Source organism: Candidatus Zixiibacteriota bacterium, assembly GCA_035574315.1.
In the GTDB taxonomy this organism is placed as follows: Bacteria; Desulfobacterota; Binatia; order UBA9968; family UBA9968; genus DATLYW01.
The window spans coordinates 23,103-46,549 of sequence record DATLYW010000024.1 but is presented as its reverse complement, the minus strand read 5'-3'; the positions used below and the strand labels follow the sequence as shown (position 1 = coordinate 46,549).

23 protein-coding genes and 1 tRNA gene are annotated in these 23,447 nt (G+C 64.5%); 20 read left to right on the top strand and 4 right to left on the bottom strand.

What is annotated here, in order from left to right:
- The first annotated feature begins 259 nt into the window (after positions 1-259).
- From VNN77_07495 to VNN77_07480, 4 genes are all read left to right on the top strand, one after another.
- Entirely contained in the window at positions 260-454 is a 195-nt protein-coding gene (locus VNN77_07495) for a hypothetical protein (GenBank protein ID HXG51230.1), read from the top strand.
- Positions 455-566: 112 nt separating this feature from the next.
- A complete protein-coding gene (locus VNN77_07490; GenBank protein ID HXG51229.1) occupies positions 567-914 on the top strand; it encodes a DOPA 4,5-dioxygenase family protein in 348 nt (115 codons plus the stop codon).
- Positions 915-932: 18 nt separating this feature from the next.
- Positions 933-1,274 carry a DUF2007 domain-containing protein gene (locus VNN77_07485; protein HXG51228.1) on the top strand — a complete coding sequence of 114 codons (342 nt, stop codon included), beginning with the start codon at positions 933-935 and terminating at the stop codon, positions 1,272-1,274.
- Positions 1,275-1,329: 55 nt separating this feature from the next.
- Positions 1,330-2,268 carry an aldo/keto reductase gene (locus tag VNN77_07480; protein ID HXG51227.1) on the top strand — a complete coding sequence of 313 codons (939 nt, stop codon included), beginning with the start codon at positions 1,330-1,332 and terminating at the stop codon, positions 2,266-2,268.
- Here VNN77_07480 and VNN77_07475 read toward each other — a convergent pair.
- Positions 2,265-2,930 (bottom strand): hypothetical protein, encoded by a 666-nt coding sequence (locus tag VNN77_07475; GenBank protein HXG51226.1) that lies wholly within the window; start codon positions 2,928-2,930, stop codon positions 2,265-2,267. The genes VNN77_07480 and VNN77_07475 overlap by 4 nt on opposite strands.
- Before the next feature lie 24 nt (positions 2,931-2,954).
- On the opposite strand from VNN77_07475, the gene era reads away from it, so the two are divergent.
- The 10 genes from era (at position 2,955) to VNN77_07425 (ending at position 13,832) form a co-directional block, all read left to right on the top strand.
- Positions 2,955-3,878: a GTPase Era gene (gene era, locus VNN77_07470; protein ID HXG51225.1), complete on the top strand. Its 924-nt coding sequence runs from the start codon at positions 2,955-2,957 to the stop codon at positions 3,876-3,878.
- Position 3,879: 1 nt separating this feature from the next.
- Positions 3,880-5,268 (top strand): ribosome biogenesis GTPase Der, encoded by a 1,389-nt coding sequence (gene der / locus VNN77_07465; GenBank protein HXG51224.1) that lies wholly within the window; start codon positions 3,880-3,882, stop codon positions 5,266-5,268.
- Between the two features lie 171 nt (positions 5,269-5,439).
- Positions 5,440-6,588 carry a DNA-processing protein DprA gene (gene dprA, locus VNN77_07460; protein HXG51223.1) on the top strand — a complete coding sequence of 383 codons (1,149 nt, stop codon included), beginning with the start codon at positions 5,440-5,442 and terminating at the stop codon, positions 6,586-6,588.
- Positions 6,589-6,607: 19 nt separating this feature from the next.
- The gene (gene topA / locus VNN77_07455) at positions 6,608-8,899 is read left to right on the top strand and encodes a type I DNA topoisomerase (GenBank protein HXG51222.1); all 2,292 of its coding nucleotides are present in this window, start codon (positions 6,608-6,610) and stop codon (positions 8,897-8,899) included.
- A gap of 4 nt (positions 8,900-8,903) precedes the next feature.
- Positions 8,904-10,250: a methylenetetrahydrofolate--tRNA-(uracil(54)-C(5))-methyltransferase (FADH(2)-oxidizing) TrmFO gene (gene trmFO / locus VNN77_07450; protein HXG51221.1), complete on the top strand. Its 1,347-nt coding sequence runs from the start codon at positions 8,904-8,906 to the stop codon at positions 10,248-10,250.
- Positions 10,247-11,188: a Ppx/GppA phosphatase family protein gene (locus tag VNN77_07445; GenBank protein HXG51220.1), complete on the top strand. Its 942-nt coding sequence runs from the start codon at positions 10,247-10,249 to the stop codon at positions 11,186-11,188. The genes trmFO and VNN77_07445 overlap by 4 nt, the downstream gene beginning before the upstream one ends.
- A 139-nt stretch (positions 11,189-11,327) precedes the next feature.
- A complete protein-coding gene (locus tag VNN77_07440; GenBank protein HXG51219.1) occupies positions 11,328-11,552 on the top strand; it encodes an HU family DNA-binding protein in 225 nt (74 codons plus the stop codon).
- 101 nt (positions 11,553-11,653) lie between these two features.
- Positions 11,654-12,571, top strand: a complete 918-nt coding sequence (locus VNN77_07435; protein ID HXG51218.1) for a branched-chain amino acid transaminase — start codon at positions 11,654-11,656, stop codon at positions 12,569-12,571.
- Positions 12,572-12,618: 47 nt separating this feature from the next.
- On the top strand, positions 12,619-12,990 hold the full coding sequence (locus VNN77_07430) for a hotdog domain-containing protein (protein ID HXG51217.1): 372 nt from the start codon (positions 12,619-12,621) through the stop codon (positions 12,988-12,990).
- A 2-nt stretch (positions 12,991-12,992) separates the two neighbouring features.
- Positions 12,993-13,832 (top strand): tetratricopeptide repeat protein, encoded by an 840-nt coding sequence (locus tag VNN77_07425; protein ID HXG51216.1) that lies wholly within the window; start codon positions 12,993-12,995, stop codon positions 13,830-13,832.
- Positions 13,833-13,908: 76 nt separating this feature from the next.
- Here the strand turns inward: VNN77_07425 and VNN77_07420 are convergent, their stop codons facing one another.
- Positions 13,909-14,361, bottom strand: coding sequence for a DoxX family protein (locus VNN77_07420; protein ID HXG51215.1), 453 nt, complete (start codon positions 14,359-14,361; stop codon positions 13,909-13,911).
- Positions 14,362-14,695: 334 nt separating this feature from the next.
- On the opposite strand from VNN77_07420, the gene VNN77_07415 reads away from it, so the two are divergent.
- The 4 genes from VNN77_07415 to VNN77_07400 all read left to right on the top strand — a co-directional run bounded on the left by VNN77_07415 (position 14,696) and on the right by VNN77_07400 (position 18,614).
- Positions 14,696-15,553: an NAD(+)/NADH kinase gene (locus tag VNN77_07415; GenBank protein HXG51214.1), complete on the top strand. Its 858-nt coding sequence runs from the start codon at positions 14,696-14,698 to the stop codon at positions 15,551-15,553.
- A gap of 10 nt (positions 15,554-15,563) precedes the next feature.
- On the top strand, positions 15,564-17,258 hold the full coding sequence (gene recN, locus VNN77_07410; protein HXG51213.1) for a DNA repair protein RecN: 1,695 nt from the start codon (positions 15,564-15,566) through the stop codon (positions 17,256-17,258).
- An 86-nt stretch (positions 17,259-17,344) separates the two neighbouring features.
- Positions 17,345-17,420, top strand: a tRNA-Ala gene (locus tag VNN77_07405).
- Positions 17,421-17,618: 198 nt separating this feature from the next.
- Positions 17,619-18,614, top strand: a complete 996-nt coding sequence (locus VNN77_07400; protein ID HXG51212.1) for an ABC transporter substrate-binding protein — start codon at positions 17,619-17,621, stop codon at positions 18,612-18,614.
- Positions 18,615-18,689: 75 nt separating this feature from the next.
- Here the strand turns inward: VNN77_07400 and VNN77_07395 are convergent, their stop codons facing one another.
- Together VNN77_07395 and VNN77_07390 are read right to left on the bottom strand one after the other, a co-directional pair.
- Positions 18,690-20,303, bottom strand: a complete 1,614-nt coding sequence (locus tag VNN77_07395; protein ID HXG51211.1) for a UbiD family decarboxylase — start codon at positions 20,301-20,303, stop codon at positions 18,690-18,692.
- A 121-nt stretch (positions 20,304-20,424) separates the two neighbouring features.
- Positions 20,425-21,708, bottom strand: a complete 1,284-nt coding sequence (locus VNN77_07390; GenBank protein ID HXG51210.1) for an ATP-binding protein — start codon at positions 21,706-21,708, stop codon at positions 20,425-20,427.
- 328 nt (positions 21,709-22,036) lie between these two features.
- On the opposite strand from VNN77_07390, the gene rpmE reads away from it, so the two are divergent.
- Complete coding sequence (rpmE, locus tag VNN77_07385) at positions 22,037-22,240, top strand: 50S ribosomal protein L31 (protein HXG51209.1); 204 nt, start codon at positions 22,037-22,039, stop codon at positions 22,238-22,240.
- Positions 22,241-22,358: 118 nt separating this feature from the next.
- A complete protein-coding gene (gene prfA, locus VNN77_07380; GenBank protein HXG51208.1) occupies positions 22,359-23,423 on the top strand; it encodes a peptide chain release factor 1 in 1,065 nt (354 codons plus the stop codon).
- Positions 23,424-23,447 lie beyond the last annotated feature (24 nt).

The window sequence follows — 23,447 nt, the reverse complement described above, 5'->3', positions numbered from 1 at the left end:
TGTTAGACCGTTGCATTTACAGTAAAAACCGTCGCTGTCCCCGCTCATCACGGGTTCTTTGCGAGCCTGATCGCATTTGGCCCGCGTCTTGCTTCAACGGTTACGAGCAGGAGTGACGAAAAGCGGTCGAGAGCCTTCGAACCCTCGAAACGTCTAAACACAAGAGAGGAGGCATGATTCATTGCAGGTTGTGCGGCTACCCAGACGACACGGACGAGACAACGGCACAACAGGCGGGACGCCCCCGACGGAGACAGCCATGAAGCCAGGTGATCGCCTGAAAACCATCAAGCCGATCCGATCGCAAAAAACCGGGGTTCTTTTGCCGCGCGAGGGCACTTTTGTAAGAGCGGTCGAAAACCTCGGACGAAAATTGATCCTCGTGAATTTCGGCAGCGCCGGGGAAGAGTACCTTTTCCCCGAGGAAATCTCGCTCGAAGCCGCCAGGTCCTGAAGGCGCTCTCGCGCCTCGGCCCGCCCGAGGGCTACCCGCGTGCTCCTCGGACGCTGCTTGGCTTTCGTTCCCGACATCTGCTAAGAGAACCCCAGGATCGCGAGGAGCCGCCATGGCGCGCAGTCCGGGGGCAATCAAAGGCTATCACGCTCACGTCTACTACACCGCCGAGACGCGCGATGCCGCGGCGCGAGTGCGGCGGGGGCTGGCCTCGGAGTTCGACGTACAGCTCGGGCGCTGGCACGACGAGCCGGTCGGTCCGCATCTGGCGCCGATGTATCAGGTCGTCTTCACGCCCGAGGCGTTTGGCAAGATCGTGCCGTGGCTGATGCTGAATCGAGAGGGCTTGAGCGTGCTAGTGCACCCGTCCACCGGCGACAGCTATCGCGATCATCTTGAGCACGCGCTCTGGCTCGGCGAAAGACTCGAGCTCAAGGAAAGCGTGCTGCGTCGCGGCTAGCGACCGGCCCCGGCGGGTATGAAACTGGTTTACACTTCCAAGGATCCTCTGATGGTCGCGCACCTGAACAACGTGCTGGAGACGTTCGGCATCCGATGCGCGACGCGGAAGCTCGACCTCTGCGGCGCCGCCGGCGAGCTGCCGCCGACGGAGTGCTGGCCGGAGCTCTGGGTTGTGGACGACCGGCGGCGGCTCGAAGCAGAGTCCGTTTTGAGGAAGACGCTGGCGCCGCTGAATCCGGTCAAAAAGCCCTGGCGCTGCGAGGGCTGTGGGGAGGAGATCGAGGGACAGTTTTCCGAGTGCTGGCGCTGCGGCGAATCACGTCCGGGTGAGCCGTCTCCGCCCCCCGAAGAGCGCTAGCGATTTCCCTGACCGAAAGCACGGTCGCCCGCGGCAAGAGAGAAAGGAGCTCAGATTGGAGTACCGGCAGCTCGGCAGTTCCGGAGTGAGGGTTTCCGCCATCGGATTGGGATGCAACCGGCTCGGTGCCGGGGACGTGCCCCAGGCGGAGGTCGAGCGGATCGTCGGAGCCGCTCTCGACTCCGGGATCAACTTCTTCGACACCGCGGACATCTATACCGAGGGACGCTCGGAGGAATCCCTCGGTCAGGCGCTCAGGGGGTCGTGGAACCGAGTGGTGATCGCCACCAAGTTTTCCTTTCCGCGAAAAGATGGGCCGAACACCTGGGGAGCCTCGCGCTACCATATTATGCAGGCGATCGACGCGAGCCTGCGACGGCTGCAGACCGATCACGTCGATCTCTACTACGTTCACCGATGGGATAGCACCACTCCAATCGAGGAGACGCTGCGCGCCCTCGATGATCTGATCCGCGCGGGCAAGGTGCGATACGTCGGTGCCTCCGCGTTCGCCTCCTGGCAGCTCGCGCATGCCAACGCCGTGGCCTTGCTTCGCGGCTGGAGCCCGTTCGTGGCGATACAGTCCGAATACAATCTGCTCAGCCGGGACGTCGAGCGCGAGGTGCTGCCCTATTGCCGGGCGCAACGGGTCGGTTTCGTTCCCTACTATCCCCTTGCGGGAGGTTTCCTGACCGGCAAGTACGAGCAGGGGAAGCCTCCGCCGCCGGGCTCGCGCGGGGAGAGCAACCGCTACGTCCGCGAGCGGATGACCGAAGACAACTTCAAACGGGTCGCCCGGCTCGCGGCGTGGGCGGAACAGCGCGGTCGGCGCGTCCACGAGCTGGCCCAGGCGTGGCTGCTGGCCCAGCCGCAGGTCTGTTCGGTGATCACCGGCGCGACGAGGGCCGAGCAAGTGATCCGCAACGTCGCCGCCGTGGACTGGAAGCTCGGCGATGGCGAGCTCGCTGAAGTCGAAGCGTTGCTCCGCGCCTAGGTCACGCCCGGGGCGCCGATCTCAACCTGCCTGCCGTTCCGCGCCGCCCGCCCGAAGGGCAGCGCCAGTTGCTCCGCTCCCGGACCGCCGGGCGGAACGACGCGCGCCAGCTTTCGAATCTCGGTTTCCAGCCATCGGATGTAGCACCGCCGCGCAGGCCGTTGGGCGATCGCCCGGATGCACAGGCGGCGGACCCGGCCGGCGTACTGGTGCCAGCGCTGTCGAACGACGCGCGGCAGCCTGAGGTAGGTCGGCGGGTCGTCGCAGAAGAGCCGGCTGCGAGCCAGCGTCCAGATGTCGCATTGTTTTTCGCCGCCGGGGATTTTCCCGATCGGCGCGGCGCGGGAATGGCGGCCGCCGCGCGCCAAGCCCTGGACGAGGTGCGTGAGCTCGTGTCCGATGGTCTGGTAGGAAAGGCAGTTTACCTTGAGCCGGATCGCCAGGCGCGCAGTCCCGCCGGCGCGACAGGTGACCGAAGCGCTGCCGAGGTGCGTGAGCGTGTAGCCGATGGTGACCGGATGATGCCGCAGCTCGGGAAACAGCGCCAGCGATCGCTCGATCATCGCGAGCGCGCGCCGCGTGAGCCGCTTTTTCATTCCCGGCGTGAACGCGATCCTCGCCTCGGGCGCCGTCAATCTTGAACCGCGGTTCCTGCGTGCCATAATAACCGCGCGTCTGACCAGTTTATGACAGAGCCCTCGGACAAGAACAAGGGCGGACCCGAGACTCCGTTTCGCTCCGGCTACGTGGCGATCATCGGGCGGCCGAACGTCGGGAAGTCGACGCTCCTCAATCAGCTGCTCGGAGAAAAGGTGGCGATCGTCACGCCCAAGCCTCAAACCACGCGCAACCGCATCACCGGCATTCGCACTACGTCGCGATCGCAGATCATTTTTCTCGACACGCCCGGCATCCACCAGGCCCACTCGTTGATGAACCGGCGCATGGTGGAGATCGCGCTGCAGACGCTGCACGAGGTCGACGGCGTTCTCTGGCTGCTTGACGCGCACGACCGGATCGGACCGGAGGAAGAGCGGATCGCGGAGGCGCTGCGGCCGCTGCAGACACCGGTCCTGATCCTGCTCAACAAGATCGATCTGGTGGCCAAGAGCAAGTTGCTGCCGCTCATCCAGCGATGCTCGGAGCTCCTGCCCGGCAAGGAGATCATTCCGATCAGCGCACTCAAGGGGGAGGGTCTCGCGGAGGTGCTGAAAACCGTCGAGGGGTGGCTGCCGGAGGGACCACGTTATTTTCCCGAGGGGGAGTTCACCGACCAGAGCGAGCGCTTCGTGGCGTCCGAAATCATCCGCGAGAAGATTTTCTTGCTCACCCGCGAGGAAATCCCCTACGGCGTGGCGGTGACGATCGACGAGTTCACCGAAAAAGAAGAAAAAAACCTGGTCGTGATCAAGGCGACCATCCACACCGAGCGAGCTTCCCACAAGCCGATCTTGATCGGGAAAAAGGGGGCGATGTTGAAGGAGATCGGCAGGCAAGCCCGGGAAGAGCTGGAAGCGCTGCTCGGATGCAGGGTTTTTCTCGAATTGTTCGTCCGCGTCGACGAAGGATGGACGCAGAACCTGCAGGCGCTCAAGGAGATGGGTTTGTGACATGGGCGGCGCTTCGCCCTCGCCGCGCCCCGGGCCGAGCGGCCTGCCCGTGGTCGCGATCGTCGGACGGCCGAATGTCGGCAAGTCGACGCTTTTCAACCGACTGATCGGTCAGCGCAAGGCGATCGTCGACGACGTTCCCGGCGTGACGCGCGACCGCAACTACGGCGAGGCCGAGTGGCGCGGGCGGCGATTCCGCCTCATCGACACCGGCGGGCTCGTCCCGGGAGCGGAAAGCGACGTCGAAGCCCACGTGCAACGTCAGAGCCAGCTGGCCCTGGCGGAAGCCGACGTCGTCATCTTCCTGTTCGACGGCAAGAGCGGCCTGAATCCCCTGGATCGCGACGTCGTCGACTCACTGCGCGGGGTCGGCAAACCGGTCGTCTTCGCCGTAAACAAGATCGATTCCCCGGCCAGGGCCGCCGCTCTCTACGAATTTTACGAGCTCGGTCTGGAGCCTTTGCTGCCGATCTCCGCCGAGCACGGATCGGGCGTCGCCGATCTGCTCGACGAGATCGCCCGCAGGCTCCCGGAAGCACCCGGCGGTGAAGCGCAACCGGGCCAGGCCGAGGGCCCGCTTTGCATCGCGGTCGTCGGGCGGCCAAACGTCGGGAAGTCGACGCTGATCAACCGCCTGCTCGGGTTCGAGCGGTCCGTGGTGGCGGCAACCCCGGGGACCACCCGCGACTCCGTCGACAGCCCTTTCGACCTCAAAGGCGAGCCCTGCCTGCTGATCGATACGGCCGGGATCCGGCGCAAGGCTCGGATCAGCGGCCGTCTGGAACGTACCAGCGTCCAGCGGGCGCTGCGCTCGGTGGACCGGGCGGATCTGGTGATCCATATACTTGACGGTCCCGAAGGTGTGACCGACCAGGATGCCCAGATCCTGGGCTACGCTCATCAGCGGGGCAAGGCCCAGCTGATCGCCGTCAACAAGTGGGACCTGATGGCCAAAAACGGCAACCGGTCCGAGGACTACTACCGCCGCGAGGTCTATCTCAAGCTCCCGTTTCTGGAGTTCGTGCCGGTCGTTTTCATCGCCGCGGCGACCGGCTACGGCGTGGCAAAGATGCTCGAAACCGCGCGGGATTTGCTGGACGTTTACCGGCGGCGGGTCTCGACGTCGCTGGTGAACCAGGCGCTGCGGCGTGCGGTCCAGGCCCACGCCCCTCCTCTCTACAAGGGAAAGGCTGTGAAATTTTTCTACGCCACCCAAACGGGTGTTCGGCCACCGGCTTTTACGGTTTTTGTAAACTTTCCCGGGGCTGTGCCCGAGGGCTACCGGAGGTACCTCGCGCAGCAGCTGCGGCAGGAGCTGGGTTTTGCCCACGCGCCGCTTCGGCTGATCTTCCGGGCGCGCCGCGAGGAGCGGAAGGGAGACAGGCGTTGACAGGGGCTTTAGCCGCTGTTAAACGCGTTAAGACCCCGGACAGGGGCTAGCGCCGAAGCGCCTTGACCCGGTTCTAGCCTTCGGGCGCATTTTACCTTATCATTTTATTATCTCGCCCGCGGCGCCAGTCGCCTCGTCTGCGGCAACGCCCTGACAGGGGCGGGAGAACCGATGGTTGAACCTACCTTGGCTCGCGTCGGAGGGGTGGGGATGGAGGGTGGCGGGGCCGCTGCGTGGGTTGCCTTGAGCCGCATAGCCGGCCTGGGCGGCTCGGGGTTTAAAAGGCTCGTCGAACATTTCGGAGACCCAACGCTCGCACTACAGGCGTCGGCAGGCGACCTGGCTCGGGTAAAGGGCCTGAACGAGGTCGCCATGGAGGCGCTGGCGAGTTTTACGGACTGGTCCGGGGTCGAAGAGGAACTTCGGCGGGCCGAGCAAGCCGGGATCCGGATCGTCCCCTTCGCGTCGAACGAGTATCCGGCGCGGTTGCGGGCAATCGCCGACCCGCCGCCTTTCCTTTACGTCAAAGGCGCCCTGCAGCCGGCCGACGATCGGGCGGTGGCGGTCGTCGGCTCGAGAAGCGCCAGCGATTACGGCCGCCGGATCGCATCCGAGCTTTGCCGCGGCTTGGCCGCCGCAGGGTTTACCGTGGTGAGCGGGATGGCGCGCGGGATAGACGGCGCGGCGCACGAAGGCGCTCTGGCCGCGCACGGAAGAACCATTGCGGTGCTCGGTTCCGGAGCCGACCGCGTTTACCCGCCGGAGCACGTAGGCCTCTATCGGCGGATCGCAGAAAGAGGCGCCGTGCTATCGGAGCTGCCCCTGGGGTCGCGCCCGATGGCCCATCACTTTCCAGCGCGCAACCGCCTGATCAGCGGTCTGTCCCTGGGGGTTGTCGTGGTCGAGGCGACGGAAAAAAGCGGTTCGTTGATCACGGCGGAGCTGGCGGCGGAGCAGGGAAGGGAGATCTTTGCCGTGCCGGGGCCGGCGGGCTCGAGCCGCAGTCGTGGCCCGCACCAGCTGATCCGGCGCGGGGCCAAGCTCGTCGAGAGCGTCGGCGATATCATTGAAGAAATCGCGCCCCAGCTTCCGGCGGTCTCCTCTGAAGGCCCGGGCCATGACGCGCTGGCGCTCGCGCCGGACGCCCCGGAGGACGTCCGGCAGGTTTTCGAAATGCTCCGGGAAGAGTCGCGGCACGTCGACGAGCTGATCGACGCGACGGGCCTTCCGGCGGGGCGAATCTCCGAGATTCTCCTGAACCTCGAGCTTCAGGGGTATCTCAAGCAACTGCCCGGCGGTCGATACGCCGTGGAGCGTTAGTTAAGCTAGAAAAGGAGCTATGGCAGCGAAGAACTTAGTCATCGTCGAATCTCCAGCCAAAGCCAGAACCCTGGAACGGTATCTGGGCCGCGATTTTCAGGTCAAGGCTTCGGTGGGGCACATCGTCGATCTGCCCAAGAACAAGCTGGGCGTCGACATCAAGAGGAATTTCGCTCCGGACTTCCACGTCATCCAGTCCAAGAAGAAGGTGATCGAGGAGCTGAAACGGGCGGCCAGGGGGAAGGAAAACATCTATCTCGCCTCCGATCCCGACCGCGAAGGCGAGGCGATCGCCTGGCACATCGCCGATCAGGTGGCCAAGGACCACAAGCGGGTTCACCGGGTTCTCATCAACGAAATCACCCGCAAGGCGGTGCTCGAAGCGATCGCCAACCCGCGCGAGCTCGACCGCAACAAGTTCGATGCGCAGATCGCGCGGCGGGTGCTCGACCGTCTGGTCGGCTATCAGATCAGCCCCTTGCTGTGGAGCAAGGTGCGACGCGGGTTGAGCGCCGGCCGGGTTCAATCCGTGGCCGTGCGGCTGGTCTGCGAGCGCGAGAGAGAGATCCGCGCGTTTCAGCCGCAGGAGTACTGGTCGGTCACCGCGCTGCTGGAGGGACGGCTGCCCCCGTCCTTCCGGGCACGCCTGGTCGCCTGGCAGGGCGAAAGGATCGACAACAAGAAGTTCAGGCTTGAGAACGAGGCGAAGGTCCAGGCGATCCTGGCTTCCCTCGAGGGCGCCGATTGGATCATCGGCGAGGTGGAAAAAAAGGAACGGCGCCGTTATCCGGCCCCGCCGTTCGTCACCAGTAAGCTGCAGCAGGAAGCGGCTCGCAAGCTCGGCTTCCAGCCGAAACGTACGATGCAGCTCGCCCAACAGCTCTACGAAGGGGTCGAGCTGGGGAGCGAAGGGTCCGTAGGCCTGATCACCTACATGCGGACCGACTCGACCCGCATATCGGCCGACGCGCTCGCCGCCGTGCGCGAGCACATCGAGCGACAGTACGGCCGCAGCTACGTTCCGGCGAAGCCGAACACCTATCGATCCAAGAAAGGTGCCCAGGACGCACACGAGGCGATCCGGCCCACTTCGATGGACTATGCGCCGGAGCGGGTGCGCCGCTTTCTCAAGCGGGACGCGTTCCAGCTCTACCAGCTGATCTGGGACCGTTTCGTCGCCAGCCAGATGGTGCCGGCCTTGTACGATCAAACCGCCTTCGAGATCCCGGTGCGCGAGGCGGTTTTTCGCGCGACCGGACAGCAGGTCAAGTTCGATGGCTTCATGCGGGTCTACATCGAAGGGGCGGAGCCCGACGGGGCGGCGGACGGCGAGGACCAGGAAGCCGACGGGATCTTGCCAGACCTGCAGAAGGGCGAATCCCTGAAGCTCCTGTCGATGGAGCCGAAGCAGCACTTCACGCAGCCGCCGCCGCGCTACACTCCGGCCTCGCTGATCAAGGAACTGGACGAGAAAGGCATCGGCCGGCCATCGACCTACGCGACCATCATCTCGAACATCCTCGATCGGGAATACGTCGCGCAGGACGAGCGCCGGGCGCTGGTGCCGACCGAGCTAGGCTTTCTCGTGACCGACCTGCTGGTCGACAGCTTTCCTGACATCCTGAACGTCAAGTTCACGGCCGGAATGGAGGACGAGCTCGACAAGATCGAGCAGGGGAGGGAGGAGTGGACCAAAGCGATGAAGCGCTTTTACGTCCCCTTCTCCCGCGATCTCAAGAAGGCCGAGTCCCAGATGCGGAACGTCAAGCGCCAGGAAGTGCCCACGGACATCGCCTGCGACAAGTGCGGGGCGATGATGGTGGTGAAGTGGGGGCGCAACGGCGAGTTCCTCGCCTGCCCGCGTTACCCGGACTGCAAGAACACGAAAAACTTCCGGCGCGACGAGAAGGGGAAAGTCCAGGTCGCGCCCGATGCCGAGATCAAGGAGACCTGCGAGCAGTGCGGCCGGCCGATGCAGCTCAGGTGGGGCAAGTACGGGAAGTTCCTCGGCTGCAGCGGGTATCCGGAATGCAGCAACATCCGGCCGCTCGAAAAACCGGTCGATCTGGGGATCAAATGCCCGGAATGCAAGGAAGGCAACCTCAAGGAGCGCAAGTCGCGCCGCGGCAAGGTCTTTTACGGCTGTGACCGCTACCCCGAATGCAAGTTCGCGTCGTGGGACCGGCCGGTTCCCGGTCCCTGCCCGAAGTGCGGCGTGCCCATCCTGGTGGAAAAGGTGACCAAGCGGACAGGGCGCTCGCGCCGTTGCTACAGCAGGGAGTGCGACTATTCGGCGCCTGCGGGAGAATAGCCCGATGGAGCCCGTACGCGTGATCGGAGCCGGCCTTGCGGGTGCGGAGGCGGCCTGGCAGCTGGGGCGCCGGGGAGTGCGGGTCGAGCTTTTCGAGATGCGCCCGCGGCGCATGACCGAGGCCCATTCGACGGCCGATATCGGCGAGCTGGTTTGCAGCAACTCGCTGCGCTCGAACGCGCTCCACACTCCCGCCGGTTTGCTGAAAGAAGAGATGCGGCGGCTGGGGTCGGTGGTCGTTCGCGCCGCGGAGGCGGCCCGCGTTCCGGCCGGCTCTGCCCTGGCGGTCGACCGGGCGTTGTTCTCTGCCGCGCTGGGAGAGGCGCTGGCGGCGCTTCCGACGGTGCGCGTCGTGCGCGAGGAAGTCGTCGAGGTGCCGGACGGGCTGACGATCATCGCGACCGGCCCCCTCACTTCTGCCGCGCTGGGGGAGGCGCTGGCGGCCATGCTGGGCTCGGAGCACCTCTATTTTTACGACGCGATCTCGCCGATCGTGACGGCGGAGTCGATCGACATGAAGGTCGCCTTCCGCGCATCGCGCCATGGGTTCGAGGAAGGCGATTACCTCAACCTGCCGCTCACCCGCGAAGAATACGAGCGTTTCGTCGACGCGCTCAGAACGGCCGAGCGCGTCCCGACGCGCAGCTTCGAGCGCTTCGTGCCATTCGAAGGCTGCATGCCGATCGAGGAGATGGCGGACCGCGGGCGTGAAACCCTGGCGTTCGGCCCGATGCGGGCCGTGGGGCTGGTGGATCCGCGAACCGGGAGGCGGCCGTACGCCGTGGTTCAGCTCAGACAGGAAAACCGCGAGGCGACGCTCTACAACCTGGTCGGCTTCCAGACCAAGATGACGTATCCCGAGCAACGCCGGGTGTTCTCCATGCTCCCGGGGCTGGCGCAAGCCGAGTTCGTCCGGCTCGGGAGCCTGCACCGCAACACCTTCATCGACGCGCCCGCGCATCTGCAGCCGACCCTGCAGTGGCGCCGGCGCGAGAGTCTGCTCTTCGCCGGGCAGATCACCGGCGTGGAAGGCTATGTCGAATCAGCGGCCAGCGGCCTGCTCGCCGGATTGAATGCGGTGCTGCTGGTCGCCGGCAAGCCGCCGGTCGTTCCTCCGCCCACGACCGCGCTCGGCTCCCTGGTCCGCTACATCAGCGATCCGCACCGGCGGCACTTCCAGCCGATGAACGTCAACTTCGGGCTTTTGCCGCCGGTCGCCGGAGCGGCCTCGAAAAGGCAGAAGCGGGAGATCCTGGCGCAGCGCGCGCTGCGCGACCTGGAAACCTGGCGGCGGCTGGTCGAGATCGAGCTCCGGGGAGCTTCGGCCGCCGGGACCGCTTCGGTGCCATGAGCCCGCGCGAGGCGTTCATCGACATCGGCACCAACACGATCCTCTGTCTCATCGCCGAACTGCGCGACGGAGGGCGCTTCCGGGTCCTCGAGGACCTGGCGGAAATTCCTCGACTCGGGGAAGGTGTCGATCGCACCCGCCGGATCGGCCGGGAAGGCGAGGAGCGAAGCTACGCGGTCCTGGAACGGTATCTGCGCCGGTGCAGGGAACTCGGTGTCGAGCGCATCTGCACCGTCGGCACGAGCGCCCTGCGCGACGCGCGCAACGGCGCGGCGGTCTGCCGCCGCTTCCGCGAGCGCCTCGGTCTGGAGGTGCGCGTGATCTCGGGTGAGGAGGAGGCGGCTTACGCCTTTCTGGCCGTGCACCGCGGGCTCGGCCTGCGCCGCGGCGAGCTTTGGGTCGTGGATATCGGTGGCGGCAGCACGGAATTCGTTCGCGGGGAGCCGGGCGGGACGGTCGAGGCACGAAGCGTAAACCTCGGGTCGGTTCGGATCACCGAGCGCTTCCTGCGAAGCGATCCCGTCACCGAAGCGGAGATCCGCCTGGCGGTCGCGGCCATCGACGGTGCAATCGCTTCGACGTGCGAGCCGCTGCGCGCAGCGGCTGGCGCGCGAACGATGGTGGGGATCGCAGGCACCTTCACCACTCTGGCGGCGGTTGCCAGAGGGCTCCGGCGGTACTCGCACGAGGCGGTGCACGGCGAGTCTCTGGGGCTCGCGGAAGTGCGGCGGCAAGCTCGTCTCTACGGCGAGCGCTCGATCGCCGAGCGAAAACGGATCGTCGGACTCGACCCGCGCCGTGCCGACGTGATTCTCGCAGGGACGCTGCTGGTCGAGCGGATCATGACGTTGAGCGGGATCGAGCGGGTGATCGTGAGCGATCAGGGCTTGCGTTACGGGCTGTTGTACGAGCGGCTGGGGGTATCTTTTCGGTGTTGACAATTCCGGCTCGATTGGAAACTATCCCGTTTCATACCCGGGCTCTCGTGAGCTTCAGCCGGTGGGGAAGCGGCCCGGAAAGCCGGGAGGGGCTATGACCAGGGCCGAGTCGATCGAGGCGGTCGCGAAGGGAGCTTAGATCAACAAGGCGACGGCGGAAGGGGCGGTGGACGCGGTCTTCGAGGGAATCGCGCGGGCGATCCGAAAGAACAAACGCTTCCAGCTCCCGGGGTTCGGCACCTTCACCGCGCGCTCGCGCAAGGCGCTCAAGGGCGTCCACCCACAAACCGGCGCCGCGATGGTCATCAAGGCGAGCCGCACGATCGACTTCAAGCCCGCGCCGAGCCTGAAGGAGAGCCTCTAGGAGCGGTGTTGCTCGTCGCGCGTCCCCGCCCTTGATACCTGAGGCGAGCGCACGTAAAATGACGGCTCGCCCCCACCGGTCAGGAGTTTTCGACAAAGCTCATGTCGCTCAGGACGGAAAAAATATGGTTTGACGGAAAGCTGGTTCCCTGGGAGGACGCGAAAGTTCACGTGCTCGCCCACGCACTCCATTACGGGACCGCTTATTTCGAAGGGATTCGTTGCTATTCCATGGCCGACGGCCGGTCGGCGGTTTTTCGCCTCGACGAGCACGTTCGCAGGTTTTCTGACTCCGGCAAGATCCTGGGCTTCCCGCTGCCTTACAGCGTCGAGCAGCTGAAAACGGCCATTCTCGACACCATCCGGGCAAATCACCTGAAAGAGTGCTACATCCGGCCGCTCGCCCTGGTCGGCTTGGGGGAGATGGGATTGTACGCACCCGGGAATCCGATCAACGTCTGCATCGCGGTCTGGCCCTGGGGCGCGTATCTGGGGGACGAAGGATTGAAGAACGGCATCCGCGCGAAGGTCTCCTCCTATACGCGCCATCACGTCAACGTCATGATGACCAAGAGCAAGGCGTCCGGAAACTACATCAACTCCGTGCTGGCCAAGACCGAGGTGAAGAATGCGGGATACGACGAAGCGATCATGCTCGATTCCGAGGGTTACGTTTCCGAGGCGAGCGGAGAGAACATCTTCATCGTGCGCGACGGCCGGCTGAAAACGACCCCGTTGACCTCCATTCTGCCGGGTATCACCCGGGATTCGATCATCACGATCGCGCGCGACAAGGGCTATCAGGTCACGGAGGAGCGCTTCAGCCGCGACGAGCTGTACACGGCGGATGAAGCGTTCTTTACCGGGACTGCTGCCGAAGTGACCCCGATACGGGAGGTCGACCACCGCCCGATCGGTACCGGCCGCCCGGGCGCGATCACGGGCGAGCTGCAGCGCGTGTTCTTCGACGTCATCAAGGGGAAAAACAAGGATTACAGCGGCTGGCTGACCTACCTTTGAGCGCCGGCGTTCGAAGTTTCGCGGAAGCGCCGGCGCGCCCTCTATCCATGGCCGAAGCCCGAGACCCCAAGCTGCGCGTAACCATGCTGCCGCGGGACACGAACGCGCGGGGCACGATCTTCGGCGGCGTCATTTTGAGTCACATCGACCTGGCCGGAGCGCTGGCCGCCTCACAGCACGTCCGTCGCGACTTCGTCACCCGTGCCATGCGCGCGGTCGAGTTTATCGCTCCCGTTTACGTCGGTGATCTCGTGAGTTTTTACACGTCCGTGGTCCGCGAGGGAGTCACCTCGCTCACGGTGCGCATCGAGGTCGAGGCGGAGCGGGCGAGGGAGCCGGGCCGGCCCGTGCGGGTCACCGCCGCAGAAGTGACCTACGTGGCGATCGACGAGGCCGGACGGCCGGTACCGATCCGGTGACCATGCGGGTGCAAGCAAAGCTTTTCTTGCTGATCGGCGCGATCGCCTGGGTGGGAGCGGCCGTGCCGGGAGGCGCGCAGGAGCCCGCCCGTCCGGGCTGCGCGCACTGCCGGCCGGAGCGTCCGGAGATCGCCGAGCTGGTCAAGCGCGCGGAACGGCTGCACGCCCAGTTCAAGCCTCGAGAGGCGGCGCGGGAATTACGCAAGGTGCTCGAGGCGGAACCCGATCACTTCGAGGCGCTCACCATGCTCGCGCGCGCCCACATCGACATCGGGGACATGGTCCTCGAGTCGGAGCCCGGTTGGCAGGCCAAGCGCCTCGAGGAATACCGGATCGCGGAGAGACTCGCGCGCAAGGCGGTCGCGGTCGATCCGGGTTCCACGTGGGGCCATTTTTACGTGGCCTGGTCGCTCGGAAACATCGCCATGATTTCCCCGGTCGGCACGCAGATCGACCTCGCCGGGGAGATCCGGTCGGCGGTGGAAAGGGCGATCGCGCTCGATCCCGGCAACGGATTCGCTTATCACGTTTACGGCGTCTGGCACCGAAAGATGGCGGAGATCGGAAGGATGAGTCGCCTGTTCGCCAACGTCGTCTACGGCCGCTCGATCCCGCGGGGAAGCCTGGAGCAGTCCGTCGAACTCCTGAAAAAGGCGATCGCGCTCAATCCCGGCGTGATCGTCAGCCGTCTCGAGCTGGCGCAAAGCTACATCGCGGCGGAAAACTGGGCGCAAGCCCGGGCGCTGCTACGGTCGATCGAACCGCTGCCGATCCGTTTTTCTGACGACGCCAGGCACAAGCAGAAGGCGAAGCGGCTGCTCGAAGAAATCAGAAATCAGTAATCAGTAATCTCGCGGAGGGCAGAGCGACTTCTCTGCCCCGGCGGGGCGCTCTCCCGCGCGGCGCAATGATCGGTGCTCAGTCGTTCTCGAACCCGAGCAGGCGGTCGACGGATAGCTTGCCCGGACCGGACAGCATCAGGCTCACCGCCATCGCGATCAAGGTGAGGTTGAACTCGAAGCCGTGCCCCTGACCGGGGGTGAGGGACCAGTTGAGGAAAAAGCCGTTGGCGAGGTGAACCGTCCACACCGCGACGGCCATGACGCACGCCAGGCCCAAGGCTGAAAGGCGCGTGAGCAATCCCAGAATCACCGCGATGCCGCCGAAAAACTCCGTTCCGGCGGCGAGCACCGTCAGATAGGGGGGCACGCCCAACGAACGCTCGAAAGTCTCGATTGTCGCCTGGAGGCCGGTCCCACCCCACCAGCCGAAAAGCTTTTGCGCTCCGTGGGCGATGAAGACAGCCCCGAGACCGATACGGGTAGGAAGCATCGCCCAGGGCATGAGTCGTCTCGCGTTGGACGGCAACATGAGTTTTCCTCCAATGGCGGCGAAAAGCCGGGGAGTCCGGCCCTCGCGGTGAAAACCTCGGCACCGGTCAGCAGGAGGCCGAGCCGTGAGCCGGCAAAATGACCCCACAGGCGCAGCCGATATTCTTGCAGACGCCCCGCCACCCCTGCAATATCGCCTGCGGAGTTGCTTTCCGATGGCCCCGACCGTCGCCGTACTTATCGGAGCGTTTCACGGAGCCGCCGTCCGCTCGAGAAAGCCGGTTACGGGCTCCATGAGGAGGCCGCGCGGAGCGGCGCACGTCGGGCATTTTGTCTCGCGTTATGCTACTCTCGCGGTCGCGTAGGGGCTTTTCATGATTCGCACCGTCGGACTCGTCGCAAAATACCAGGAGCCTAAGGCGACCGAAATGGTCAGATGGTTGGTGCCCTGGCTGAAGCAGAGAGGGAAGAAGGTTCTCGTCGAAAACGGCGCCGTGCGGGGGCTTGCCTCCGCCTCCTCGTGCACGAAAAAGGAAATCGCCCGTAAAGCGGACCTGATCATTTCCCTGGGGGGCGACGGCACGCTCCTCAACATCGCGCCGCTCGTGGAGCGGCCCGAGGTGCCGATTCTCGGCGTCAATCTGGGAGGGCTGGGTTTCATCACGGAAGTGGCCGCGGACGAGCTGGAGGCGGTGCTTTCGAAGACGCTCGAGGGCGACTACGCCGTCGAGAAGCGAATGACGCTGGAGGCTCGGGTATTCGGCAAGCGCGGCAAGCCGCGCCGCTTTCGGGTGCTGAACGACGTGGTCATCGCCAAGGGAGCCCGCAGCCGCATCATCGATCTCGAAACCTACGTCGACGAAGACTACCTGTGCACCTACCGGGCGGACGGCCTGATCGTGTCGACGCCGACGGGCTCTACGGCCTACTCCCTGGCCGCAGGGGGACCGATTCTGGAGCCGGCGCTCGGCGCGATCATCCTCAGCCCGATCTGCCCCCATACGCTGACCCATCGCCCGATCGTGGTCCCGAGCAAAGCCACGATCCGGGTGACCCTGCGCTCGGCGGGGGACACGGTGATTCTCAGCCCCGATGGACGGCAGGGGATGCGGCTCAACAACGGCGACCGCGTCGAAGCGCGCGACTCCGGGCTGCCGGTGTCGCTGATCAAGGTCGCCTCAAGAAGCTATTACGAGATCCTCAGGAACAAGCTCAAATGGGGCGAACGATGACGGAAGAGCCATGCTGCGGGAGCTCCGTATCAAGAACTTCGCGGTGATCGACGAGCTGTCGCTCGAGCTGTCGGCCGGGTTGAACGTGCTCACCGGCGAGACCGGGGCCGGGAAGTCCATTATTCTGAGCGCGCTGGGATTGGTGACGGGCGAGCGCGTCGGCTCCGAAATCATCCGCCACGGCGAGGAGGAGGCGAGCGTCGAGGCGCTGTTCGACGAGCTGCCGCAAGCCGCAGCGGCACGCCTGACGGAGGCGGGTTGCGAAGTCGGCGAAGAGCTGATCGTCAAGCGCGTGGTGAGCCGGTCGGGGAAAAATCGCGTTTATCTGGGCGGAAGCCTTTCTCCCCTTGCTTTGCTCGCGGAGGTCGGTCGCTCGTTGGTGCATGTTTACGGCCAGCACGAGCACCACACGTTGCTTCACCCCGAAGCGCACCTGCAGCTGCTCGACGCTTACGGAGGGCTCGCCGCCGCGGCGGCGGAACATGCCGGACGCTTCCGCGCTCTGGCGGAGGCCTGGGAGGCCGTTGCGAAGGCGCGCGCCTTGCTGGAGCAGCGTCGGCGGCAAAGGGGGATGCTGGAAGCGCAGGTGGAGGAGATCGAAAAGGCGCAGCTCCGTCCCGGAGAAGAGGAGGAGCTCGTGCTTCAGAAGAGCATCCTCGCCAACGCGGAACGGCTCTACCAGGGATGCCTGGAAGGCGAGGATTTGCTGTACGAAGGCGAGGACGCGCTGATCAGCCGCGTGGGGAGATACGCCAACAAGTTGCGCGAGCTCGCCAGGATCGACGCCTCCCTCCAACCGGCGGTCGACCTCCTTGCCGCCGCGATGGCCCATCTGGAAGAAGCCAACGGAGAGCTGCGCCGCTACGGCGAGCGGGTGGCATTCGAGCCCGGGGCTCTGGAGCGGCTCGAGGACCGCCTGGCGGAAATTCAGCGCCTCAAGCGGAAGTACGGCGGAGCGGTCCCGGACATCCTGCGCGTCTGTAACGAGCTGCGCGCGGAGCTCGAGGCGCTCGACCGCGGCGAGGAAGAGCTGCCCGAGCTGGAAAAAAAGCTGGAGGCCGCCCGGAGCGCCGCGTGGAAGAGCGCTGAAGCTCTGTCGCTGGAGCGGCGCAGGCTTGCCGGCCGCATGCAGAAGGAGCTGGAGCGCGAGTGCAGGAGCCTCGGCATGCCGGGGACGATCTTCCAGGTGCGCTTCCTTGAAGCTTCCGAGAAGACCGACGAGCCGCCTTTTGTGATGCACGGCAGGAAAATCACGGAAAAGGGAGCCGACCAGGTGGAGTTCTATTTCTCGCCCAACCCCGGCGAGCCGCCGAAGCCGCTTGCCAGGACGGCCTCCGGCGGCGAGCTCTCCCGCCTGATGCTCGCGATCAAATCTCTGGTCCTCCTTCCCGGCGACATCCCCACGCTCCTTTTCGACGAGGTCGACGCCGGTATCGGCGGGGCCATCGCCGAGGTCGTGGGCAAGAAGCTCAAGCAGGTCGCTTCCACCCATCAAGTGCTCTGCGTGACCCATCTGCCGCAGATCGCCGCGCTCGCGGACTCGCACCACGCGGTGCGAAAGGAGGTTCGGCGGGGCAGGACGAGCACGCGGGTGGAAAAGCTGGACGAATCCCGGCGGATCGAGGAGATCGCGCGGATGCTCGGAGGGATCAAGATCACCGAAAGGACCCGCCGGCACGCCGAGGAGATGGTCCGCGGGCGGTGACGCCGCCGGTTCGGCTGAAGTTGACTTTTCCCGGCGGCTCTTCTAACTTGAGTTCGTCACCTGCCTCCAAGCATCCCGTCCGCTGTGGGGCTGTAGCTCAGTTGGGAGAGCGCTTGAATGGCATTCAAGAGGTCGTGGGTTCGACTCCCATCAGCTCCACCATCTTTTTTCTCTCGAGCTGTCCAGAGTTCGGGACCCGCGCGCTCGCCGGCTCCGTAGGGAGTCACCGTTACCGACCCTCGCGCGCATTTTTTTCTTGACCGCTGCCACGGTTCTCGAATAGCGTCGAGGCCGGCGTTGCGCACGTCGGGGTGTGCGAACAGGCGTACCGCGAGCCGGGTTCAGGGGGGGAGCATTGCCATGGAAAAAGAGAGGCTGGAGGCCGCGCTCGTCGCGGCGGTCCTTCTGTTTTTGTCCACGTCGGCGATCGCCCAAGAACGGCTCAGCATCATTTACAGCCAGTTTACGATGACCAATTCGATTACCTGGTTCGCCCGGGAAGCCGGTCTTTTCGAGCGCCACGGTCTGGCCGCGGACCTGATCTACGTCGACTCCAGCCCGGCGGTGCAGGCGTTGACCGCGGGCCAGGCGCCGATCGCCACCATGTCCGGCGGACTGGCGGCGGGTCCTTATTTGAACGGGCTGGACGTCGTCATGCTTGCCGGCTGGTGCAACCTGCTCTCCTACCAGCTCGTCACGCGTCCCGAGATTCGCCGGCCCGAGGATCTGCGCGGGAAGGTGGTGGGTATCGGCCGTTTCGGTGCCGCGGCCGACTGGGGGCTTCGCCTGATTCTACGCAAGCTCGGCATCAATGAGAACCGCGACGTCCAGATCATCCAGGCCGGGGGCGGCGGGCCGGCCACCCGCCTGGCCGCTATGGAAGCAAAAAAGTTCGATGCGACCGTCCTCGATCCGCCCCAAACGATTCAGGCCCGGCGGCTAGGGTTCCGCTCCTTGGCCGACGGCATTGAGCTCGGCATTCCGTTTCTTCAGGGTGGGCTGGTGACCCGGCGCGTCTACATCCGATCGCACGAGGATATCGTCCGGCGAGTCGTCCGGGTGGTGACGGAAGCGATTCACTACGCCAAGACAAACCGCGAAGCGGCGCTCAAGGTCATGCAAAAGTACCTGCACCTGCGGGATCGCGAGGCGCTCGACGAGGCGTACGATTCCTTTGTCGTCAAGCAGTTTCCCAAGGCCCCGTACGCGGCGCCCGCGGCGGTCCAGACCATCTTCGATCTCGCCGCGGCGCGCGACCCACGGGCCAGGAACGCCGATCCGCAGGGGTTCCTCGACATGCGCTTCGTCCGAGAGCTGGAGCAGAGCGGCGCCATCGACCGGCTCTACGCGCGTTGAGCGCTGTCGCCGGTCGATGGCGCTTGCACCGCGGGCGCCTGCTGTCGTCCCGCTTGCCCCGGGATCACAGCCGGGCTACTTTGCCTTGACCCGACCCGCCTTGAGCTTTTCTCCGGTCTCGAAGTAGCGCCCTTCCACCGCCAGCCGGGCCTCCTCGTCCAGCTCCTCGTCCCACTGGCCGAGGGAATAACCGAACCAGGGCATCTGCGGGCGCAGCTTCGGCAGGCCCAGCTCCTCCCAGATCTCGCGCGCTTTTTCCATGTATTCCCGCTTCGGCAGAGAAACCGGAGGGAAAGGCTCCTTCTGAATGGCGTTGCAGAGCATCGCGGACTCGTCGGCCGGCAGATGATACGACACCACGTCGGTGCCGAGCGTCTCGTGCTTGTACAGAAACGGCGGAGCGTGCCCCTTTTCCATCCCTCCGACGATGTGCACGTCCCGGTGCGGCTTCATGCGGTAGCACATCGCCCAGAACACGGCAGCTTCGTTGGAGGGATCGATGTCCTCGTCCACGGCGACCACGATCTTTCCCACTCCCGGGTGGAACGAGCACGCGGCGTGCAGGGCGCGCCAGACCTCCGCTTCGCTCGGTCGGCGCATCTGGATGATCACGAGCTTGTAGGTGTTGGTCAACGGCTCGTGCATCTCGACGCGAAGCACGCTCTGGATGCGGCATTCGTCGCGGAGGTGGACCAGCATGAGCCGGTCGTAGCCGATCTTCCGGATCACCGAGGACTCGCTCGGGGTCAGCTGGCTCAGCCAGGATACATAGATCGCGTCCCTGCGGTGGGTGATCGCGGTGACGTCCATGAAAGGATTGAGCTGGCGCGGATGCATGTAACCGTGCGATTCCCCGAACGGTCCTTCGGGCTCGATCCACTCGGTGTTGAGGTTCCCCTCGATCACGATTTCGGCATCTGCAGGGACCATTATGTCCACGGTCTTGCACCTGACCATCGGAATCGGTTCGCCGGCCAGCGCGCCCGCGACCCCGATCTCGTCCACGCCGTAAGAGACCTTCTGCACCGAAACGTAAGAAACCACGGGCGGCGCACCGAGCACCAGAGCCGCGGGCAGCGGCTGCCCTTTCTCCTGGGCTTTTTTCCAGTGGAGGTAGATGTCCTGGCCCAGTCCGGACGGAAAGACGCCGACGCGGGTGCGCGACTTGATCTGCCCGCGGTAGTTGCCGACATTCTGGATCCCGGTTTCCGGATCGCGGGTGAACCAGTGGGAGCACGTGGTGTAGGGCCCGTTGTCGAACCCGGGCGTCGAGATGGGCACCGGGAATTTGTCCAGGCCGAAGCCCTCCCGTTCGAGGTCGCGTCCGGAGTGCACCACCTCCTGGCAGCGCCCTTCCCGGACGATCACCGGCGCAATCGGCTGGGAAAGCGCGCGCCGCCACTTTTCGTCCATCTCGTCCGCGCTCTTGCAGCCCATCCCGATGAAGTAGATCGCGGGATTGCCGGCGAGGGCGCCTACGACCACGGGAAAGTCATAGCGTCGGCCCTTTGCATCGGTGACGTTCTCGAAAAGCCAGGCCTTGCGGTCTTCCTCGGGAATGCCGCCGCGGTATTGCCAGCGCACGAGCGGATGGAGCTCGGTGTCCTTGTTGATGAGGCGTCGGACGCGCCGCAGATAGCCGGCGGCGTCGAGCCTGTTCAGGTGTTCGTGAAGGTCTGAGTAGGCCATCGTCTTCCTCTGTCGCTTGAAAGGTCAGGGAAAAATATACGATTGCGGGCGGTGCGTCAAACGAGCCGGGGCCGGCGCGTTTTTCCAGGCGCCGGCTCCCGGAGGTTACGGATTTTGTAGCTCAGCGCGACGCCGGCCGGGCGCCGAAGTAGTTCGACCAGGCGAGCGCGAGCAGATCGATGGAAATCTCGCGCGGGCGGTTTTCGTAGGCGCAGATATCCAGGCAGCGCTGGATCAGATCGCGCGGCTCGCAGCCCCGCAGCGGTCGATTTTCCTCTTTATAGCGTTGGAAGAGGAACTCGAGGTGAGCCGGGTCGTAGTTGAGCCCCTGCCCCTCCACGTAGTTCCGGTAGATCTTCCCGTACAGCTCCTGGTTCGGCTGGTTGATGAAGAGGCGGTATCCCATCCGGCGCAGAAAGGCGTCGTCGACCAGATCCTTGGGGTCGAGGTTCGTAGCGAAGATGAGCAGCTGCTCGAAGGGCACCTCGATCTTTTTTCCCGTGTGGAGCGTGAGATAATCGACCCGCCCCTCGAGCGGAATGATCCAGCGGTTGAGAAGGTCGTGAGGCTCGACTCGCTGGCGGCCGAAGTCGTCGATCACCAGGGTCCCGCCGTTGGCCTTCATCTGAAACGGCGCCTCGTAGAAGTGCACCGTCTCGCTGTAGATGAGGTCCATGGTTTCGATGGTCATTTCCCCGCCGACGACCACGATGGGGCGTTTGATCCGCACCCAGCGCTCATCGTAACGTTGCTCCGGTGGGTCCACCGGCACGTGGTTGTGAAGGTCGAAGACCTTGATGATCTGTCCGTCGACCTCTACCGCGTACGGGATCCAGATCTCTCCCGACTGCGCCTGGTGCAACGCGGTGGCGATGGTCGTCTTGCCGTTTCCCGAGGGTCCGGTCAAAAACAGGCTTCGCCGGGAGTTGACGACCAGGCCGAGCGTTTGAACCGTGGCGTCGGGGAGAACCAGTCCCGACAACGCGGCCTGAACCGCTCGGGGCGGGATGTTTTCGTGGCTCGCGCTCTGTTCGACGATCATCTTCGAATAGGCGGCGAGCGAGACGGGAGCGGGCCCGATATAGCCGTTGATCTCGAGCAGCCGCTGGGCCCGCTGCCAGCCCCGGTCGAGCATCGCGTAACGGTTGTTGCCGTAGCTGATCAGGCCGCGGATCTCGACGAACTTCTCGCGATACAGGTGCTGCAACAACTGTTCGGTCAGCGGCATCGGAAGCTTGAGCTTCTGGGACGCCCGTTCGGTGGTGCAATTGGTGTCGGCGTAAACGGTCTTGAGGGCGAGGTCTGCGAGGAAGCCGAAATCGAGCTCCGTGGCTTCCACGGACAACGGAACCGGGGGAAGGTGGGGATCGGACCGGGTCGAGAGGACCTCTTCGTTCTTGGCCATGGTTTTAAACCCTACCCTGACGTTTACTGAGTTCGTTCGTATGCAGACACCGTATCATGCGCTCGGGCCGAAATCGCTGCTTTGACCGGAACCCGGGACCCGAAGCCGGGAATTTTGTCGCTGCCAGCCCGTCAAAGGGTTTCTCGAGCAAATCCACCAATCGACCAACCCGCAGGTCGGAAAAAACATGTACTAGGATACCCCACCCGTCCCGGGCCGGCAAGCAAATCTTCCGGTCCGCCAGCCTAAGTCGTTGTTTTTGAAACGAAAGTTCCGGATTTGAAGAGAGAAGAGGAGTGTGTTATAAAAAACGCTTCGGGAGTACTTTATGAAACCGGGAATTCATCCGGAATACAAGGCGGCACAGGTGATCTGCGCCTGCGGGCATGTTGTCGAAACCCGCTCCACGGTGAGCAAGATCCACGTCGATATCTGCTCCAATTGCCACCCTTTCTTCACTGGCAAGCAGAAACTGGTCGATTCCGCGGGTCGCGTCGAGAAGTTCAGAAAGAAGTACGGCATCAAAGAGTAAGCCCGGCAGGCCAGCGGTCGAAACAGCTTTGGGTCGCATAAAGGGGCAAAGGGTGGCGGGCTTCCCTTTGCCCCTTTTTTCTTTTTCCGTCGCTAGACCCGGAGATACGGGTGCGCCGATGCTCGATAAACTGGCGGAAGTCGAGAAACGATACGTGGAGCTGGAAGGTCTCATGTCCGACCCCAAGCTCCTCAGTCAGCAGCGGGAGTATTCCAAGATCGCCAAGGAGCGGTCTGAGCTCGAGGAAATCGTGCGGTGCTTCAGGGAATGGCGCAAGGTGGAGCGGGAGATTGAGCAGAACCGCCAGCTGCTCGATGAAAAGGACGATGCTTTGCGGGAGCTCGCCAAGGAAGAGCTGGCGGCGTTGCGCGCCCGAAAGGCGGAGCTCGAAAACCGCCTTCGGATTCTCATCCTGCCCAGAGATCCCAATGACGCCAAGAACGTTATCCTCGAGATCCGGGCCGGCACCGGCGGGGAGGAGGCCGCGCTTTTTGCCGCGGAGCTGTTCCGGATGTACGCGCGCTACGCGGAATCGCGGGGCTGGCGGGTCGAGATGATGAGCTCCAATCCGACCGGTCTCGGAGGCTTCAAAGAAATCATCGCCAGCATCGAAGGCGCCGGAGCCTACAGCCGGCTCAAGTTCGAGGGTGGCGTGCACCGGGTGCAGCGCGTTCCCGTGACCGAAGCCTCGGGACGGATCCACACCTCGACGGTCACGGTGGCGGTTCTGCCGGAAGCCGACGAGGTCGAGGTCGAGATCGATCCGAAGGATCTGCGCGTGGACGTTTTCCGTTCCTCGGGACCCGGAGGGCAGAGCGTCAACACTACGGATTCCGCGGTCCGGATCACACATCTTCCCACCGGCATCGTGGTTTCCTGTCAGGACGAGAAGTCGCAGCACAAGAACCGCGCCAAGGGAATGAAGATCCTGAGAGCGAGGTTGCTGGAAAAGAAGCTGGAAGAACAGCGCTCCGAGATCGCGGCTTCCCGGCGCATGATGGTCGGGAGCGGAGACCGCAGCGAACGGATCCGCACCTATAATTTTCCGCAGGGCCGGGTGACCGACCACCGCATCAATCTGACGCTTTACAAGCTGGACCGCGTGATGGAGGGGGAGATCGACGAGCTGGTGGACGGGCTGATCACGCACTATCAGGCTGAGGCCCTCAAGGCGACGGCATAAGGACAATGGCGGGAACTTCTGAAA

Bases quoted from the DNA above. Each gene is read 5' to 3' on its own strand.
- VNN77_07395 (HXG51211.1), bottom strand. From the start codon at position 20,303: ATGGCCTACTCAGACCTTCACGAACACCTGAACAGGCTCGACGCCGCC.
- era (HXG51225.1), top strand. From the start codon at position 2,955: ATGACAGAGCCCTCGGACAAGAACAAGGGCGGACCCGAGACTCCGTTT.
- VNN77_07425 (HXG51216.1), top strand. From the start codon at position 12,993: ATGCGGGTGCAAGCAAAGCTTTTCTTGCTGATCGGCGCGATCGCCTGG.
- VNN77_07420 (HXG51215.1), bottom strand. From the start codon at position 14,361: ATGTTGCCGTCCAACGCGAGACGACTCATGCCCTGGGCGATGCTTCCT.
- der (HXG51224.1), top strand. From the start codon at position 3,880: ATGGGCGGCGCTTCGCCCTCGCCGCGCCCCGGGCCGAGCGGCCTGCCC.
- VNN77_07435 (HXG51218.1), top strand. From the start codon at position 11,654: ATGTCGCTCAGGACGGAAAAAATATGGTTTGACGGAAAGCTGGTTCCC.
- VNN77_07400 (HXG51212.1), top strand. From the start codon at position 17,619: ATGGAAAAAGAGAGGCTGGAGGCCGCGCTCGTCGCGGCGGTCCTTCTG.
- rpmE (HXG51209.1), top strand. From the start codon at position 22,037: ATGAAACCGGGAATTCATCCGGAATACAAGGCGGCACAGGTGATCTGC.
- VNN77_07490 (HXG51229.1), top strand. From the start codon at position 567: ATGGCGCGCAGTCCGGGGGCAATCAAAGGCTATCACGCTCACGTCTAC.
- VNN77_07445 (HXG51220.1), top strand. From the start codon at position 10,247: ATGAGCCCGCGCGAGGCGTTCATCGACATCGGCACCAACACGATCCTC.
- trmFO (HXG51221.1), top strand. From the start codon at position 8,904: ATGGAGCCCGTACGCGTGATCGGAGCCGGCCTTGCGGGTGCGGAGGCG.
- prfA (HXG51208.1), top strand. From the start codon at position 22,359: ATGCTCGATAAACTGGCGGAAGTCGAGAAACGATACGTGGAGCTGGAA.
- dprA (HXG51223.1), top strand. From the start codon at position 5,440: ATGGTTGAACCTACCTTGGCTCGCGTCGGAGGGGTGGGGATGGAGGGT.
- VNN77_07485 (HXG51228.1), top strand. From the start codon at position 933: ATGAAACTGGTTTACACTTCCAAGGATCCTCTGATGGTCGCGCACCTG.
- topA (HXG51222.1), top strand. From the start codon at position 6,608: ATGGCAGCGAAGAACTTAGTCATCGTCGAATCTCCAGCCAAAGCCAGA.
- VNN77_07475 (HXG51226.1), bottom strand. From the start codon at position 2,930: ATGGCACGCAGGAACCGCGGTTCAAGATTGACGGCGCCCGAGGCGAGG.
- VNN77_07495 (HXG51230.1), top strand. From the start codon at position 260: ATGAAGCCAGGTGATCGCCTGAAAACCATCAAGCCGATCCGATCGCAA.
- VNN77_07430 (HXG51217.1), top strand. From the start codon at position 12,619: ATGGCCGAAGCCCGAGACCCCAAGCTGCGCGTAACCATGCTGCCGCGG.
- VNN77_07390 (HXG51210.1), bottom strand. From the start codon at position 21,708: ATGGCCAAGAACGAAGAGGTCCTCTCGACCCGGTCCGATCCCCACCTT.
- recN (HXG51213.1), top strand. From the start codon at position 15,564: ATGCTGCGGGAGCTCCGTATCAAGAACTTCGCGGTGATCGACGAGCTG.
- VNN77_07415 (HXG51214.1), top strand. From the start codon at position 14,696: ATGATTCGCACCGTCGGACTCGTCGCAAAATACCAGGAGCCTAAGGCG.